This is a genomic window from Halopseudomonas bauzanensis (assembly GCF_900114735.1).
Classification (GTDB): domain Bacteria; phylum Pseudomonadota; class Gammaproteobacteria; order Pseudomonadales; family Pseudomonadaceae; genus Halopseudomonas; species Halopseudomonas bauzanensis.
Window position 1 is genome coordinate 66,555 of sequence record NZ_FOUA01000007.1, and the last position, 17,282, is coordinate 83,836.

The window sequence follows — 17,282 nt, forward strand, 5'->3', positions numbered from 1 at the left end:
GAATGACAACAGCCCCTAGTGCGAGAGGTAACCATGCAGCAGATATTGGCAGATTGTTTCCGGACCGCCATGACCGATGTTGCCGATCCCGAGCTGGCGGCGCAGAGCCTGGCTAGCCAGTTGCTCCATCCCCATCTGGGCTTCGTGCTGTTCTTCTGCTCATCTCAGTACCCGCTCACCAGGCTGGGGGAGGCGTTGGAGCAGCATTTTGGCGGTGTGGTCCTGGTCGGGTGCACTACGGCCGGCGAGATAACCTCGCAAGGTTATGGCCGGGGCTGCATCAGCGCCGTGGGGTTCGATTGCCGCGCCTTTGCCATCGACAGTACCTTGATCAGTGCACTGGATGATTTCAGCCTGGTGGATGCTCAGGCGGCGGCCGACCGAATGCTGGACCACTGCCGTCACGCGGGACTGGCTCCGATCAAGGGGCACACCTTTGCCCTGACCCTGCTCGATGGCCTTTCCAGCCGCGAGGAAGTGGTGCTTGCCACCCTGAACGCCACGCTGGGGAGCATTCCGCATTTTGGCGGATCGGCGGGCGGCGACGATCACCCGGTGCATACCTACGTCTATTACCAGGGCACCTTCCACTCCGAGGCGGCGGTAGTGGTGATGGTCAATACTTGGCTCGATTTCGAAGTTTTCACCACCCATAACCTAGAGGCGAAGGCTGAAAAACTGGTGGTAACCGCCGCCGATACCGAGCGCCGGACCGTGCTGGAGCTCAATGCCGAGCCCGCCGCAGAGGAGTACGCGAGGCTGGTCGGTGTGCCTGTCGAGCAGTTGAGTACCGCCACCTTCGCGATGAACGCACTGGCGGTGCGTATCCGTGATCAGTTCTATGTGCGCTCCATCCAGCGGGTCAACCCTGATGGCAGCCTGACCTTCTATTGCGCAGTGGATACCGGCATCGTGCTGACCGCAATGGCCTCGCGACCATTGCTGCCGGACCTGCAGCAGCAGCTGGCGCAATTGCGCCAGCGCCTGGGCGAGCCGGTACTCATGATCGCCTGCGACTGCGTGTTGCGTCGGCTGGAAGCCGAGCTGCTGGGGGATGATGATGAGTTGGCCAGCTACATGGCCAGCAATGCAGTGATAGGTTTCAATACCTACGGCGAGCAGTTCAATGGCATGCACATCAACCAAACCTTCACCGGGGTGGTTTTTGCCTACCCGCACTGAAGCGAGCATGCAGGCCGATCGCGACGAACTGCAGGCTCTGCGCGCCGCCAACAATAAGCTGCGAAGGATCAACGCGGCGCTCATCGAGCGCGTCGAGTCGATTGCCAACCCGCGTACCGAAGGTTACGCAGCTTTCCAGCATTCGGTAGAGCTGGCCGAGCAGGTACGCGAGCGTACCCAGGCATTGAACGAGACCATGGCCGAGCTGCAAGCCAGCAACCGGCTGCTCAACGAGGCGCGGGCGCGGGCGGAAACCGCCCGGCATCACCTGGCAGATGCCATCGAAAGCATGAATGACGGGGTGGTACTGTTCGACAAGGACAAACGTGCGGTGCTGTTCAACAGTCATTATGCGCGCTTCTGGCATGGCACCCGGGTGCGGGTGCGTGAGGGGGCGCGACTGGAGGAGCTCAAGCGCCTGGCGACCGCAACCGGCCTGGTGATCGACATGGAAGCCGGCAGCGATGGGCACATGCTTTACCGTATGCGCAACAAACGCTGGGTCCAGGTCCGTGAGCGTCCGACCCGAGAGGGCGGGTTGGTCATTCTCTATACAGACATCACCGACCTGAAGAACTCCGAAACAGCCCGCCGGGAACAGGCCCTGGCGCAGAAGACGCGACTGCTGCAGCGGACCGTGGACAGCCTGTCCCAGGGCGTTGCCGTGGTCAACGAGCAGGGCGGGCTGGAGCTCTGGAACTACCGCTTCCTGGAGCTGGCCGGGCTGGCCCCGATACAGCCGCACCGGCCCTTTGCCGAAGTGCTGGAGGACAGCGAACTGGAGCTGTTCACGCCCGGCAGCCACAGCGTAGCGGGCCAGCCAGAGCTGACCCGTGAACAGCGCCTGGACAATGGCCGGGTGCTGGAAATGCGCAGCCACCCCATGCCGGCCGGTGGCTTCGTCAATACCTACACCGATATCACCGAGCGTGACCTGTATGCCAAGGCACTGCTGGAAAGCGAGCGCTGGGTACGCCTGATCACCGACCAGTTGCCGGCCATGATCGCCTACGTAGAGCAGGACCTGAGCTATCAGTTCACCAACCGGATGTATGACGAATGGTACGGCTGGCAACGCGGCAACATCCTCGGGCAGAGCATGATTCATGTGCATGACGCGGAGCAATTCGCTCGTCTGGAGCCCTACATCGAACGGGCCTTCCAGGGTGAAAGCGTGAGCTTCGAGTTTGCCGAACGCAGCCTCCAGGGGGATGAGCGCTACCTGCTGCGTTCCTATGTACCCAACCGCAACCCCGATGGTGAGGTTACCGGCCTGTTCGTGTTGATCCGCGATGTCACCGAGCGCCAGCGCAGCGCTGAAGCCTTGCACCAGGCCTATCAGCATCTGGAACAACGGGTGCGCGAACGTACCCGGGAGCTGACCAGCGTCAATGACCAACTGCGTCAGGAAATCAATGAACGGGCCAGGGCGGAGGCGCGCTTGCGCGAAGCCAAGCATGAAGCCGAACAGGCCAATCTGTCGAAAACCAAGTTCCTCGCCGCGGTCAGCCATGATCTGCTGCAGCCGCTGAATGCGGCGCGGCTGTTCACCGGAGCCCTGCTTGAACAGCCGGTGCCGCCGGCCAGTAGTGCGTTGGCCAGGCAAATCAACCAGTCCCTTGAAGATGTCGAGAACCTGCTTGGCACCCTGGTGGACATATCCAAGCTCGATGCCGGTGTGATCAAGCCCGATGTCGGTTCCTTCAATATCGCTGACCTGCTGGACAACCTGGCCAACGAGTACCGGCAGGTCTGCGCCAGCCAACAGTTGCAGTTCCGTTTTGTCGGCAGCCAATGCGTGGTGCACAGCGATGTGCAGCTGCTGGCGCGTATTCTGCGCAACTTCCTGACCAACGCGGTTCGCTATACGCAGCATGGCCGGGTGCTGCTGGGTTGTCGACGGCATGCTCGGGGGCTGCGCATCGAAGTCTGGGATACCGGAATGGGCATTGCCCAGGACAAGCTGGAAGAGATCTTCCAGGAGTTCAAGCGCATTCAGCCCGCGAGCCAAGCTCGGGATCAGGGGCTGGGCCTGGGGCTGGCCATCGCCGATAAGGTCGCGCGCATGCTTGGTCACTGCATTCAGGTGCGTTCGGTCGAGGGCAGGGGATCGGTGTTCTCCGTCGAGATACCCTACGGCAGGCGCGGCCCGGCCGCGGCCACGCAGCTGAGCATGCCGGCCAGCATTGGCGAGCACTTGCGCGGCGCGCGTATCTGGGTGCTGGATAATGACCCGTCCATCTGCGCGGCCATGCGCACTCTGCTGGAGAATTGGGAGTGCCAGGTGATCACGGCGCTGTCAGCCGATGACCTGGCCAGTCAGGTGGATGGCTTCCGCGCCGCAGCGGATCTGCTGCTCGCCGACTACCACCTGGACAATGGGGTCAATGGGGTGGATGTTGCCGCGGCGATCAACGTCCGCCGGGCCATGCCGCTGCCGGTATTACTGATCACCGCCAACTACAGCAACGAATTGAAGCAGCAGGTACGGGAGCTGGGGCACATGCTGATGCACAAACCGGTCAAGCCGATGAAGCTGAAGGCTGCCATGAGCCACATGCTGACACCCACAGAGCGGTGACGCTTCAGCGTCTGAGATAGGCGCTGAAGTCCACATCGACGGCGGAAAGAATCGCCTGAACCCGGTTGCTGACGCTGAGTTTGCGGAGAATCGCCGACACATGCGCCTTGACCGTGGTTTCGGCAATGTCCAGGTGATAGGCGATCTGCTTGTTCGATTCCCCCTTGGCCATGCGCTCCAGGACCAGCAACTGCTTGCGGGTGAGGGCGTACAGCAGCTCCGGCGACAACGGGGCTTCGTCGGGAGTGCGGCGGGTAATGATGCGGTTGGAGCGGATGATATCCGACGGCAGGTAGACGTCACCGGCGAGGATCTGCACTATGGCCTCGGTCATCTGCGCCCTGGGCGAGGATTTGGTGATGAAACCCACCGCCCCATAGGTGATGGCCTGCAGTACTACCTGCTTGTCTTCCTCGGCGGAGACGATCACCACCGGGATCGAGGGCGACTCGTTGCGCAGGCTGATCAGGCCGTTCAACCCGTTCATGCCGGGCATGTTCAGGTCCAGCAGGATCAGGTCCAGATCATCGTGCTCCCTGGCAATGGTCAGCGCGCTGTCCAGGTCCGAGGTTTCCAGCAGTTCAGAGCCGGGAAAGCCGGCTGCAATCACGTTGCAGATAGCTTCACGAAACAGCGGATGATCGTCGGCTATCAATATCTTGTGCATGGCCTGCTCCAGATTTTTCTTGTTATGGGCTGCCAGTCATGACGCTCGCAGCATTTGTATTATGTCCGGCATTACACCCTGCGGCAGGGGCACTTTCAAATAGTACATTGGCATCACAAGATACAACCAAAGTAGTAGATGGCAGTGGAAAAAACTGCCGCACCCTGCCAACAAGTAGCGCTCAGGAAGTACCAAGGTAGCATTCAAGTGCAGGGCCCAGGCCTTAGCATGGAAGCACGTTGGCGGTGCCGCCGCTATTGGCTGGGAGGTCGGGGCATGCATATCCTGTTACTGGATGGTCACTTCATTGTCAGGCAGGGCTACCGCAGCCTGCTCACGGCACAGTTTCCGCAGGCGGCAATCCTCGAAGCCGGTGATGGCGAACAAGCGCTCTACGCCGTCCAGCAGCGGGTCCCGGACCTGGTGATCCTGGAGGTCAGCCTGCCCGGCATCAGTGGTATCGAAACCGCTCGCCGCCTGTTGCAGCGCTGGCCGCTGCTGCGCATTCTGTTCTTCAGCATGCACGATGAGTTGCCATTGGTGCGCCAGGCGCTGACCGCCGGCGCCATGGGCTTCATAACCAAGGGCGCAGGGCAAGAGGTATTGCTCGAAGCGGTGAAGCGCTGCCTGGCCGGACACCGCTATATCGAGCAGGAATTGGCCATCCAGCTTGCCTGCTCGGGCGATCAAACCCGGCTCGATCCGCGGCTGGAGTGCATGACGCCGCGCGAATTCGAGATCTTCGTCATGCTTGCCAAGGGACTGGCGCCGCGCCAGGTGGCCCACCACCTGTGCCTGAGCAGCAAGACCATTTCCAACAACCTGACCAGCCTGAAACAGAAGCTTGAGGTGACCTCGTTGACCGAACTGGTCCACCTGGCCATCGATACCGGTGTGATCCGCCTGCACGGGCTGGTTGGCCGACAGGCGGGCTAAGATGGTCAACCGACCCTAGCGCGCCTGGGAGCCGAGATGGGCTTCCCAGTTCACCGGACAGTCGGTGCAGTTGGTCATGTGCATGTTCAGGTAAGTCCCGTAATGCAGGCGGGTGCCGGTCATGGTGGCCGACTCGAGGTTGGCGTGGTTCATTTTCGATTCCTGCAGGTTGGCATCGCTCAGGTCGGCGCCCTTGAGGTCGGCCTTGGGCAACCAGGCCATCTCCAGATTGGCGGCACGCAATATCACGTCATGCATGTGCGCTGCGCTGAAGCGGGCGAACTCCAGATTGGCACCAGTGAAGTCGGCCTGCTTGAATTCGCCACCCTGGGCATTCAGGTTCCAGGCCTGGACGGCGACGAAGCTGCTGCCGATGGCACTGGCACCGCGCATGGCCGTCTGCTGCAGGCTGGCGCGGTTGAAGTTGGCGCCATCGAGCCGGGCGTTATCCAGTTTGGCCTGATCCAGCTTGGCGTGACGCAGGTCCGCGCCGCGCAGATCGGCCCCGGTGAAGTCGGCCTTGCTCAAGTCTTTGTGGCGCAGATCGGCCTGGCGCAAGTCTACGCCGGGGCAGGATGTGCCGCGCACCAGGGCGCAGCCGTTGATGGTGACGATATCTTCTTCGGCTACATCGGCCACCTGGGCCTGCAGCGTCAGACTGAATGCTGCCAGGCCGGATATCAGCAGCATACGGGGTGTCAGTGGATTCATGCTCCGTACCTCTGTCTGTGATTCATGCTGTTGCGCCAGGCTGGGCCTGGCGCAACGTTGGTTACCGCGATAGTGCTCAGCGCTTGGCGGTCTGCTGCGTCCAGGAGGGGAGTTTGAAGACCCAGAAGGAGCCACCCTGGGCGACCGGTTTGGTCAGCTCGGCCATGTCGCCGCCCCACAGCGGAACCGCGCCACCGTAGCCGGTGGTTACGCCGATGTACTGCTCGCCATCCTGTTCCCAGGTGATCGGCGGGGAGATGATCCCGGTGCCGGTCTGGAATTTCCACAGCTCCTTGCCGGTCTTGGCGTCGAACGCCTTGAAGTAGCCATCGCCAGTGCCGGTGAACACCAGGTTGCCCGCAGTAGCCAGGACGCCTGCCCACAGCGGCAGCGGTTCCTTGTGTTCCCACTCGACCTTGCCGGTGGTCGGGTTCATCGCCCGCAGGATGCCGACGTGGTCGTCATACAGGCGCTTGATGCGGAAACCCATGCCCAGGTAGGCCGAGCCCTTGTTGTAGCTGACTTCCTCGGTCCAGTAGTCTTCCTTCCAGTGGTTCGCGGGAACATAGAACAGACCGGTGTCCTTGCTGTAGGCCATCGGGTTCCAGTTCTTGCCACCGAGGAAGGGCGGCGATACCTCGACCGATTCGCTGCGTTCCTGGCCCGGCTGCAGACGTGGTGGGCGCTGGCCTTCGTTCTCCACCGGACGGCCGGTTTCCAGGTCGATATGGCTGGCCCAGGTGATGTCGTCAACGAACGGGAAGGCGTTGGTCAGCTTGCCGTTGTTGCGATCGACCACATAGAAGAAGCCGTTGCGGTCGGCGTGGGCGGTGGCCTTGACGGTCTTGCCCGACGAGTCCTTGTAGTCGAACAACACCAGCTCGTTGTTGCCGGAGAAGTCCCAGGCGTCGTTGGGGGTGTGCTGGTAGAACCACTTCACCTCGCCGGTGGACGGGTCCACCGCGACCTGGCCGGAGGTGTAGAGACTGTCGTAATCAGCCGGGTTGCCGTCCTCGGAGGTCCGCGCCCAGCCGTTCCACGGCGCGGGGTTGCCGGCACCGACGATGATGGTATTGGTTTCCGGGTCGAAGCTCGCGCTTTGCCAGGGCGCACCACCACCCTGGCTCCAGGCCTCAACCTTGCCGGTGGGGGAGTTCGGGTCGTCGGGCCAGGAGGGCGCCTTGATGTCGCCGGTGGGCGTGCTGTCCTTGCCATTCAGGCGACCCATGTGACCTTCGACGAAGGGCCGCATCCAGATTTCCTCGCCAGTATCGGGATCACGGGCAAACAGCTTGCCGACCACGCCGAACTCGTCGCCGGAGGAGCCGTGGATCAGCAGCGTCTTGCCAGTCTTCTGATCCTTGACGATGGTCGGTGCCCCGGTCATGGTGTAACCGGCACGGTGATCACCGAACTTCTCCCGCCAGACCACCTTGCCGGTGTCCTTGTTCAACGCCACGATCCCGGCATCCAGCGTGCCGAAGAATACGTTGTCGCCATAGATCGCAGCACCGCGGTTGACCACGTCGCAGCAGGGCCGAATATCATCAGGCAGGCGATGGGAGTAGCTCCACAGACGCTTCCCGGTCTTGGCATCCAGGGCGAACATCCGCGAATACGAACCGGTGACATAGATCACGCCGTCGTGCACCAGCGCCTGGGACTCCTGCCCGCGCTGCTTCTCATCGCCGAACGAGAACGACCAGGCCGGCGTCAGCTTGAAGACGTTCTCGTCGTTCACCAGGCTCAGCGGGCTGTAACGCTGGGCGTTGTTGCCCATGCCGTACATCAGTACGTTGTGGGTGGAGACGTGATCGTTGGCGATGTCGTCCCAGGTGACTGGTTTAGCCGCCACCTGAGATGCGCTCAGGGCAAGCCCCGCCGAGAGAATCAGGTATCTGACGGCCCGGGCTGCAGGCCTCATGGCAGGAAGTGTTTTTGTTGTCATGGCAGTGTTCCTTGTTGTTGGAAGAGGGCAGCGTTGCTGGTCCACGCCAACATCTTGGTCAGGGCAAGGAAGGGGCGAAACGGAAAATAACCCGTAGTTGGCGGGAAATAGTCCCTTGCGGATGCTCCTTGGGAGGGATACCGGGGGACCGCTACTTCAGTAGCAGGAAATTGCTGCCTTGGTATCTGCCGGCGCCGTACCGCGCCGCGCCTGATGGCGTCTGTGACACCGGGGCTGCCCATGAACTACTACCAAGGGAGCAGAACTCGACAACCAAAGCAGCATAGGGGGGAAGACAGGGCCTTCTTATCATCCTTGCCGACAACAGAATAAAAACATCCGTGATCACACACAGATCACCTGGCCGCGAGGTAAGCAGGATGACACACCACAAGAAGACACTGAAACTGGTCGCCATAGGGCTGGCCTTGGCAGTCGGCCAGGCATGGGCACATGGCAATGTTACCCCCCAGGCAGTTGACACCAAGGGCCTCAGCGATCTCGGCGATGAGTGGCTGGACACCAACCCTTACCGTGAAGGCCATCCGCAATATGACACCGCCGTGACCATCGGCGCCTCCGCCTACAACCAGAACTGCGCCGCCTGCCACGGGCTGGATGGTATCTCCGGCGGCATCAATCCCGACCTGCGCTACCTGGAAAACGGCGACTACGGCGATGAGTGGTACAAGGAAAGGGTCGTCAATGGCGCCGTACGTGACGGTCGAGTGTATATGCCGAAGATGGCTGATTTTCTCAGCCAGGAAGCACTCTGGGCTATCCGCGCCTGGCTGGAAACGGTTGCTGTCGAGCAATAGCGGACCGGACTGGCTATGGCGTATGGGTCGACAGGGGCCCGCCAGGCTCCTATGGTAAGGAGGGTTGCCTATGTAGCACGTCAGGGTTCAAGTGCTTAACCGAGTTTGCCGGCAGGTGTCGGCAGGCCTGATCGTCAACTTACTGGAGGATTCGATTATGTGGACCAAACCCAGCTATACCGATCTGCGCATTGGCTTTGAAGTCACCATGTACTTTGCCAACCGCTGAGCACAGGCGTGCTGTTTGGCCGGTTGCATGCTGAACCGGTCAAGCAGCCGCATCCAGGACCCATATCATGCTGATCCATATTCTAGGCTCCGCTGCGGGCGGTGGTTTTCCGCAGTGGAACTGCAATTGCCGTAATTGTGACGGTTTGCGCAAGGGGCAGATCAATGCCCGCTCACGCACCCAATCCTCGATTGCCCTGTCCGACGGCAGTGGCAACTGGATTCTGTGCAACGCCTCCCCGGATATCCGCACACAACTGGAACAGACGCCAGTGCTGCAACCGGGCCGCCAGTCGCGCGATACCGCGATTGGCGGAATCATCCTGATGGACAGCCAGATCGATCACACCACGGGACTGCTGACCCTGCGTGAAGGTTGCCCGCACCAGGTTTGGTGCACCGAGATGGTTCATCAGGACCTGAGCACCGGATTTCCGCTATTCAATATTCTCGAGCACTGGAACGGCGGCCTGCAGTGGAACCGTATAGAGCTGGACGCCGGCTTTACCGTTCCCGCCTGTCCGGCCCTGCATTTCACCCCGATCCCGTTGCGCAGCGCCGCGCCGCCATATTCACCGCACCGCAACAATCCGCATCCCGGTGACAATATCGGTTTGCTGGTGCGCGACACCCATACCGGCGGGGTGCTGTTCTATGCGCCTGGCCTGGGACAGCTCAGCAGTCAGGTCAGAGACGCGATGGGCGTTGCCGATTGCCTGCTGGTGGATGGCACCCTCTGGCGCGAGGACGAAATGCTCCACGCCGGGGTAGGGACCAAGCTCGGCAGCGAGATGGGCCATCTGCCCCAGAGCGGGCCTGGTGGGATGATCGAGGTACTCAGTGCCTATCCGCAGAGCCGGCGCGTATTGACCCACATCAACAACACCAATCCGATTCTGGACGAAGACTCTGCCGAGCGCGCCGAGTTGACGCGCCACGGCATCGAAGTCGCCCATGATGGGATGTTGATCAATCTGTAAGGAGAGCAAGGTGCCAACTGAGCCGATGAGCCGCGCGGCGTTCGAGCAGGCCCTGCGTGACAAGGGCCGGTACTACCACATCCATCATCCGTTCCACATCACCATGCATGAAGGGCGCGCCACTCCGGAGCAGATCCGCGGTTGGGTAGCCAACCGGTTCTACTATCAGGTGAACATCCCGCTCAAGGACGCAGCCATCATGGCCAACTGCAACGACGCCTCTGCGCGCCGCGAGTGGGTACAGCGGATCATCGATCACGATGGCACGGCCGACGGTGACGGTGGCATCGAAGCCTGGCTGCAGTTGGGCGAAGCCGTGGGCCTGAGCCGGGAAGAACTCCTCGATCAGCGCCATGTACTGCCCGGTGTGCGTTTTGCAGTAGACGCCTATGTCAATTTTGCCCGCCGCGCCAACTGGAAGGAGGCGGCCAGCTCATCGCTGACCGAACTCTTTGCCCCACAGATCCATCAGTCGCGGCTGGATAGCTGGCCGCAGCATTATCCCTGGATCGACGCCCAGGGTTATCGCTACTTCCGCACCCGTCTGGGCGAAGCGCGCCGGGATGTGGAGCATGGTCTGCGCATTACCCTGGACCATTATCAGACATTCGAGGCTCAGCTGCGCATGCTCGAGATTCTCCAGTTCAAGCTGGATGTGCTCTGGAGCATGCTCGATGCTATGTCGATGGCCTATGAACTGGGCCGCGCGCCATACCATACGGTCACCGACCAGCCGGCCTGGCACCGGGGGATCCGCTTATGAGCATACCGCAGCCGACCGCCGTGCCGGCGTTGCGTCCCGGCTACCGGATGCAATGGGAACCAGTACAGAACTGCCATGTACTGCTCTATCCCGAAGGGATGGTCAAACTCAATGAAAGCGCTGCAGAAGTCCTGAAACGGGTCGATGGCCAGCGCTCAATCAACGAGATCATCGCTGAACTGCAAGCCTGTTTTCCGTCTGCACCCGAACTGGATGAAGACGTCCTGGCCTTTATGGGGGAAGCCCATGAACAACGTTGGATCCGTTTCCGCTGACATGCAAGACCGACCCGAACAGGGACCGCCGTTGTGGCTGTTGGCCGAGCTGACTTACCGCTGCCCGCTGCAGTGTCCCTATTGCTCCAACCCGCTGGAGTTTGCCGAACACAAACAGGAGCTGACCACTGCCCAATGGATTGATGTGTTCAGCCAGGCGCGGGCGCTGGGTGCGGCCCAGCTGGGGTTTTCCGGTGGTGAGCCGCTGGTGCGTGACGACCTGGCCGAACTGATCGGTGCGGCGCGGGACATGGGTTATTACACCAACCTGATCACCTCGGGGATGGGACTGAATCAGGCGCGCATCGATCAGTTCCTGGACGCCGGGCTGGATCATATCCAGATCAGCTTTCAGGCCTCGGACGGCGAGGTCAACAACATGCTGGCCGGCTCACGCAAGGCCTTCGATCAGAAGCTGGCCATGGCCCGGGCGGTCAAGGCCGCAGGCTACCCGATGGTGCTGAACTTCGTTACCCACCGGCACAATATCGATCAGATCGAGAAGATCATCGAGCTGTGCCTGGCGCTGGAAGCGGATTTCGTTGAGTTGGCCACCTGTCAGTATTACGGTTGGGCACATCTGAATCGCGCCGGTCTGCTGCCCACCAAGGCGCAGCTGGACCACGCTGAAGCGGTTACCAATCGCTATCGGGCCAAGCTGGCGGCCGAAGACCATCCGTGCAAGCTGATACTGGTGATGCCTGACTACTATGAAGATCGCCCCAAGGGCTGCATGAACGGGTGGGGCAATATCTTCCTGACGATTACCCCCGATGGCACCGCCTTGCCTTGCCACAGTGCCCGGCAGCTGCCGGTGGCCTTTCCCAATGTCAGCGAACATAGCCTGTCGCATATCTGGTATGACTCCTTCGGCTTCAACCGTTATCGGGGCGATGACTGGATGCAGGAACCCTGTCGCTCCTGCCCCGAAAAGGAAAAGGACTTCGGCGGCTGCCGCTGTCAGGCCTATATGCTGACCGGGGACGCCACCCAGGCCGATCCGGTCTGCAGCAAATCACCACACCATCATCAGATCCTTGCCGCCCGCGCCGAGGCCGATCTACCCCAGCCACCGATCGAGGCACTGACCTTTCGCAATGAACGCACCTCCAGAATCATCTGCAAGAGCTGAGCGGGCCGGGCACTGGAACAGTAGCTTCTCCGCAGCCGATGCCGTCGCCGCCGGCACGGATTACGCTGACCTGACCTGTGATGACCAGCATGTGCTCTGGGTGGAGTTTTTCCCGGAGGAGGGGCTCAATGCCGTAGTGGAGTGGACGCCGGCCGGTACGCGGCGACTTACCCCGCCGGGCTATAGCGTGCGGAGCCGGGTCTATGAATATGGCGGCGGCGCGCTTTGCCTGGCCGGCGATAGTCTGGTGTTCGTTAACGAAGCCGATCAACAGCTGTATCGTCAGTCGCTGGACAGTCTGGCCTGCGAACAGCTCACCTTCGCCGCCAATTGCCGCTATGGCGGGCTGGTGCATGATCCATTACGCCGACGTGTCGTTGCGGTTGAAGAGCAGCATGACGGAACCGTAGTGAGCCATCGGCTGGTCGCGATCGACTGGCAGGGCGCCCGACAACTGCTTGCCGAGAGCGCGGATTTCTACAACAGCCCCTGTATCAGTCCCGATGGCCAGCGCCTGGCCTGGATCGAATGGCAGCGTCCCGAACTCCCCTGGACCAGCAGCTCGCTGTGCTGGGCCGACCTGGATAGCCAGGGCCTGCCAGGCGCGGTTGAACGCATGGGCGAGGGTGAATCACTGCAGCAGCCATTATTCGATGACAGCAATGAGCTGTTGTCCCTGACAGACCGCACCGGCCACTGGCGGCCCTGGCGGCAGACGGCAGGCCAGTGGCACATGTTGCCATCGCGCGAAGCGGACCACGCCCCAGCGCCCTGGCAACTCAACCCCAGACATTATCTTGCTCTGCCAGATGGCTGGCTGGCATTGAGCTGGAGCGAACAGGGCTATGGTCGCCTGGCTCTGCGTCACGCCGATCGAAGCGAAGAGCAACAGCTGGCCCAGGGATATACCCGCTTTCGGGGGCTGGCCCACAACAGCACCGGACTGTTCTGTCTGGCCAGCTCCCGCGATTGCAGTGCAGCGGTAGTGCACGTTTCCCTCACCAGCGGGGAGGTCAGTGTGCTGACACAGGTGTCCAACAGGTTGCTGCCGGAGGATATTTCCCATCCCGAACCCATGACCTATCCCACAGCCCAGCAGGAGCTGGCCCACGGCTTTTTTTATCCGCCACGCAACAGCCAGGCAGAGCTGTCAAGCAATGAGCGGCCGCCACTGGTTATCTTTACCCATGGCGGCCCGACCTCGGCCTGTTACCCGGTGCTGGATAACCGCATCCAGTTCTGGACCCAGCGCGGTTTTGCCGTGGCTGATCTGAACTACCGGGGCAGTGTCGGTTTTGGCCGGGCCTACCGGCAGCGACTGCAGGGCAACTGGGGCGTGACCGATACCGAGGATGTGCTGGCGGCCATCGACCATCTGACCCAGCTCGGCCTGATCGATCCCGAGCGGGTATTTATCCGCGGCCAGAGTGCGGGCGGTTTTACCACGCTTAACAGCCTGGTCCATGCCAGTGGGCGTTTTCGTGCAGCGGCCAGCCTGTATGGTGTAAGTGATCTGCTGCAACTGCGTGCCGTTACCCACAAGTTCGAGGCTGACTACATTGACTGGTTGATCGGTGATCCGCTCACCCAGCCCGACCGCTATCAGGAGCGCTCGCCGCTGATCCAGGCAGCAGCTATCAGTACGCCGACGATTTTCTTTCAGGGGCTGCAGGATGCGGTGGTATTGCCGGCGCAGACCGAACAGATGGTCGCGGCGCTGGAAGAGCAGGGCGTACCGGTGCAGTACGTCAAATTCGATGAGGAACGCCATGGTTTTCGACAGCCAGCCAATCTGCAGCACGTTCTCGATACTGAATTAAGTTTCTATCGTATGTATTTGTAATTTAATAATTTAGGTTTAATTGGACGGTATTGTCTTCGGGGTGTAGCGCACTCGCGCTACGCCAACGGCCTCTCAGAAGATCAAAGAGCACGCATGCACATACTCGAACCCCCACGCCTACCTGACGACGGCCGAAGCTACCAGCTCTGCAGGGCAGCGTCCGGACTGCTCTGCCTGCTGATCAGCGATCCAGCAGCCGATGCCGCCAGTTGCGTGGTCCAGTTCGCCGTTGGCAGCCATGATGAGCCAGAAGACCTACCCGGCCTGGCGCACTTGTTGGAACACATGCTGTTCATGGGCTCGGCGGGCTACCCACAGGCCGGTTCCTTCCCGCAGTTGGTCAGCGAATGGTCAGGACGCTTCAACGCCAGCACCGCAGCCGAACGCACGCGCTATCATTTCAGCGTCAACCCGGCCGGCCTGGGTGCCTGCCTGACCCAGCTCACCGATATGCTGGCCGCGCCCTTGTTTGCGCCTGAGGCGGTTGCCGCGGAGCGGCAGGTGATCGATGCCGAGTTTCATACCCGGCTGGCGGATGATGCCCTGCATGAACAGGCTGCTCTGGGACAGATGTTCAATCCGAGCCATCCCCTGAGCCGTTTCAGCGCAGGCAACCTGGCCAGTCTGAACCTGGAACCTACGGCTCTGGCGCAGGCGCTCAGGCAGTTTCATGAAAAACACTACCGAGCTGCCAATGGCTGCCTTCTGCTTCACGCAGCGCTACCCATGGATCAACTCGAGCTGCTGGCAAATGAGCTGGATGCTCGTCTGCCGATAGGCAAGTCGGCGTCCAGGGCCAGCACGGGGCCGCTGTTTTCTCCGCAGCGCCTGCCAGGCCTGTTGCGCTGGCAGAACCGCGGCAAGCAGGAACAATGGCTCTTGCTGTTTGCGCTGGATGACGCCCATACGGCAGAAGATTCAAAGGCCCTGCGCTGGTTATGCGAGTGGCTGGCCAGCCCAGCCCCGGCCGGGGGACTTGGCTGGTTGCGAGCCCAGGGGCTGGCCGCGCAACTGAATGTTCGCACCCAGCGTTATACCGGTCAGCAAACCCTGTTGCGGATTGAGGTTGAGCCCTTGCTGGCGGCCAGTGACTATCCTGCGCTGCTCGGCGGCTTTTTCTCCTGGCTGGCCGCATTGCGGGCAACACCGATATCAGATTGGCCACAGGATGCCCGCCAGCAATTGGCTGATCAGGCCTTTTTCAACGGACCACAGGGGGAGCCGCTGCGCTGGCTGACCGCACTCGCGGAGCGCACCCTATACGAGCTCCCGGAGCAGATCCTGGAAAGCACCGGCCAGTGGGCGCATTCATGCGAGCAAGCATGGCACCGGCTGCTGCAGCAGATTCGGCCAGAGCGCGTGCTGCTTGCCCAGAGCCAGAGCGACAGCACAAATTTGCCGCAACGGACAGCCTGGACAGATACCCGCTTCGCCAGCAGCCAGTTGCGCTGGCAACCAGCCGCAGGCGACGGTAATGCCCTGGCAGAGGCGGGCTGGCCGATCTGGGCTGTGAGCTCACCGGAGATAGGCCGCCGCAGCGTAACCGCCATGCCCGGCTTGCACATGATCCCAAGCCCGAAAGCGCCCACAGCCGGGCAGGGTATGGAAACAACCCGCTTTGCCTGGTGCTGGCCCGGAGGGCAGTTGGGTCGTCACCAGCGAGACAGGCTGAAAGCCTTATGGTCCCTCCAGCTCGAACCTTTGGATAACTGGGCAAATGCCTCTGGTCTCAGCCTGCACTGGCATGATGAAGCGGGCTTGATCTCGCTGGAGTTGCAAGGTCCGGACAAGGCCCTCTGGGTTGGCGCAGCCGCTGCACTGGCGGCCTTGGCCCAGCCACCTGATCTGTCACTGCAGCGCCTGGCCGAGCATCGCTACCAGAAAAGTCTGAACGAGCGCACCCATACCCTGCCAGCCTATCGTCTGCTTGATGAGCTGGAGGTACTATTGAGCCCAATAACCAGCCAGCCCCGGGACGCTGCCGATGCCGCTCAACCATCGGCCGCCCAGGTGGTCTGGTTGCATCCGCAACCTTGGCAATCCGAACAGCTGGAGCCGATAGCTGCCAGCCTGCAAAGCCTTTGCCCCCGCGTGACTCAGCCATTCCATTGGCAACTACCAGCAGTGAGGCGCGTGGAGGAGGGCACAAAGACTATCCCGGTGGATTGTCAGCACGCTGACCGGGCCCAGATCCTCTATTGCCAGGCCCGCACCAGCGGCATATCCGAGCGCGCCTGTTGGCAATTGCTGCAACAGCACATCAGCGCGTCTTTCTTCGATCAGCTGCGCACTCGTCAGCAACTCGGCTACTGGGTCGTGGCTCGCTACCATGAAGTGGCAGGAACCCCGGGGCTGATGCTATTGGTGCAGTCGCCCACCCATGACCACGAACAGATCGAAACCGCCATTACAACTTGGTTAAAAGGTGAGCAAGAACGGTTGGCAGGGCTGCCTTTTGAACAAGTCCAAAGCCAGGCGCAGCGGTTGGCAACGCATCTGCGAGCCCAGTCCTCTACGCCATCCGGACAACTTGAACTGCATTGGGCGCGCGGTCTAGGGTTACCGGGGGCAACGATCCACGAGCAGTGCATCGCGCTGGAGCAGCTCTCCCAAGCTATGTGGCAAGAGACACTGCAGGATTGGCTGGAACAGCCGTGTCGTTTGCACTTGTTCAGCCAAAGGATATGAACGTCGCACCCTGAATCTGTCAGTGGGTGCGTTGCACGGCAACCACACGTTCCGCCGGTATCCGCAACTGGCGCAACAGGTAGTCCTTGAATTCAGGTGTGTAGGGCTGCAACTCGATGGCCTGCCCCATACAGCCCAGCCACGCGTCCCGCTCAGTTTCACCGATCGGCCAGGTGGTATGGAACATGGGAATGCTGATTTGCCCGTAGCGCTCCTGGAACAGCTTGGGGCCGCCAAGCCAACCGCTGAGAAAGCAGGCCAGCTTGTCCCGTGCAGTGGTCAGGTCTTCTGAATGCATGGCGCGGATAGTACGGGCGGGCTCCCAGGTATCCATGATCCGGTAGAAGTCATCCACCAGCCGGCGCAAACCATCGATGCCGCCAGCGGCCTGGTAGGAGGCATCCTGGGTACCGTACATGGGTGGTTGCACAGACATGTCTTTCCTCTCATCAGTAGTCCATTGGCAGCAGTCACATATCCTCTGCTGCCGGGCCTACAGTCTACCAACAAAGGGCGCCATTTTGCCGGGC

The 17,282-nt window shown here is 61.3% G+C and carries 15 protein-coding genes; 11 read left to right on the top strand and 4 right to left on the bottom strand.

What is annotated here, in order from left to right; genetic code table 11:
* Nucleotides 1-33 precede the first annotated feature (33 nt).
* A complete protein-coding gene (gene nosP / locus BM267_RS14335) occupies nucleotides 34-1,182 on the top strand; it encodes a nitric oxide-sensing protein NosP (protein ID WP_074781189.1) in 1,149 nt (382 codons plus the stop codon).
* Entirely contained in the window at nucleotides 1,127-3,763 is a 2,637-nt protein-coding gene (locus tag BM267_RS14340) for a hybrid sensor histidine kinase/response regulator (RefSeq protein ID WP_074781190.1), read from the top strand. Before nosP ends, BM267_RS14340 begins: the two co-directional genes overlap by 56 nt.
* 4 nt (nucleotides 3,764-3,767) lie before the next feature.
* On the opposite strand, the gene BM267_RS14345 is transcribed toward BM267_RS14340, so the two are convergent.
* Nucleotides 3,768-4,430 (bottom strand): response regulator, encoded by a 663-nt coding sequence (locus BM267_RS14345; RefSeq protein WP_036989822.1) that lies wholly within the window; start codon nucleotides 4,428-4,430, stop codon nucleotides 3,768-3,770.
* Between the two features lie 276 nt (nucleotides 4,431-4,706).
* On the opposite strand from BM267_RS14345, the gene BM267_RS14350 reads away from it, so the two are divergent.
* Entirely contained in the window at nucleotides 4,707-5,366 is a 660-nt protein-coding gene (locus tag BM267_RS14350; RefSeq protein WP_074781191.1) for a response regulator transcription factor, read from the top strand.
* A gap of 15 nt (nucleotides 5,367-5,381) precedes the next feature.
* Here the strand turns inward: BM267_RS14350 and BM267_RS14355 are convergent, their stop codons facing one another.
* Both BM267_RS14355 and exaA read right to left on the bottom strand, forming a co-directional pair.
* Nucleotides 5,382-6,077: a pentapeptide repeat-containing protein gene (locus tag BM267_RS14355; RefSeq protein ID WP_074781192.1), complete on the bottom strand. Its 696-nt coding sequence runs from the start codon at nucleotides 6,075-6,077 to the stop codon at nucleotides 5,382-5,384.
* Nucleotides 6,078-6,153: 76 nt separating this feature from the next.
* Nucleotides 6,154-8,001, bottom strand: coding sequence for a quinoprotein ethanol dehydrogenase (exaA, locus tag BM267_RS14360; RefSeq protein WP_459562114.1), 1,848 nt, complete (start codon nucleotides 7,999-8,001; stop codon nucleotides 6,154-6,156).
* 404 nt (nucleotides 8,002-8,405) lie between these two features.
* On the opposite strand from exaA, the gene pedF reads away from it, so the two are divergent.
* From pedF to BM267_RS14400, 8 genes are all read left to right on the top strand, one after another.
* On the top strand, nucleotides 8,406-8,843 hold the full coding sequence (gene pedF / locus BM267_RS14365) for a cytochrome c-550 PedF (RefSeq protein ID WP_074781194.1): 438 nt from the start codon (nucleotides 8,406-8,408) through the stop codon (nucleotides 8,841-8,843).
* Nucleotides 8,844-9,000: 157 nt separating this feature from the next.
* Nucleotides 9,001-9,072, top strand: a complete 72-nt coding sequence (gene pqqA, locus BM267_RS14370) for a pyrroloquinoline quinone precursor peptide PqqA (protein ID WP_063607997.1) — start codon at nucleotides 9,001-9,003, stop codon at nucleotides 9,070-9,072.
* A gap of 67 nt (nucleotides 9,073-9,139) precedes the next feature.
* Nucleotides 9,140-10,051, top strand: a complete 912-nt coding sequence (pqqB, locus tag BM267_RS14375) for a pyrroloquinoline quinone biosynthesis protein PqqB (protein WP_074781195.1) — start codon at nucleotides 9,140-9,142, stop codon at nucleotides 10,049-10,051.
* Between the two features lie 25 nt (nucleotides 10,052-10,076).
* Nucleotides 10,077-10,814: a pyrroloquinoline-quinone synthase PqqC gene (gene pqqC, locus BM267_RS14380; protein ID WP_074781196.1), complete on the top strand. Its 738-nt coding sequence runs from the start codon at nucleotides 10,077-10,079 to the stop codon at nucleotides 10,812-10,814.
* Nucleotides 10,811-11,089: a pyrroloquinoline quinone biosynthesis peptide chaperone PqqD gene (gene pqqD / locus BM267_RS14385; protein WP_036989815.1), complete on the top strand. Its 279-nt coding sequence runs from the start codon at nucleotides 10,811-10,813 to the stop codon at nucleotides 11,087-11,089. The genes pqqC and pqqD overlap by 4 nt, the downstream gene beginning before the upstream one ends.
* Nucleotides 11,061-12,221 carry a pyrroloquinoline quinone biosynthesis protein PqqE gene (gene pqqE / locus BM267_RS14390; protein WP_074781197.1) on the top strand — a complete coding sequence of 387 codons (1,161 nt, stop codon included), beginning with the start codon at nucleotides 11,061-11,063 and terminating at the stop codon, nucleotides 12,219-12,221. The genes pqqD and pqqE overlap by 29 nt, the downstream gene beginning before the upstream one ends.
* Complete coding sequence (locus BM267_RS14395; RefSeq protein ID WP_074781198.1) at nucleotides 12,187-14,064, top strand: S9 family peptidase; 1,878 nt, start codon at nucleotides 12,187-12,189, stop codon at nucleotides 14,062-14,064. The genes pqqE and BM267_RS14395 overlap by 35 nt, the downstream gene beginning before the upstream one ends.
* Nucleotides 14,065-14,157: 93 nt before the next feature.
* A complete protein-coding gene (locus tag BM267_RS14400; RefSeq protein WP_074781199.1) occupies nucleotides 14,158-16,752 on the top strand; it encodes an insulinase family protein in 2,595 nt (864 codons plus the stop codon).
* Nucleotides 16,753-16,771: 19 nt separating this feature from the next.
* On the opposite strand, the gene BM267_RS14405 is transcribed toward BM267_RS14400, so the two are convergent.
* Nucleotides 16,772-17,188, bottom strand: coding sequence for a group II truncated hemoglobin (locus BM267_RS14405; RefSeq protein ID WP_036989810.1), 417 nt, complete (start codon nucleotides 17,186-17,188; stop codon nucleotides 16,772-16,774).
* Nucleotides 17,189-17,282 lie beyond the last annotated feature (94 nt).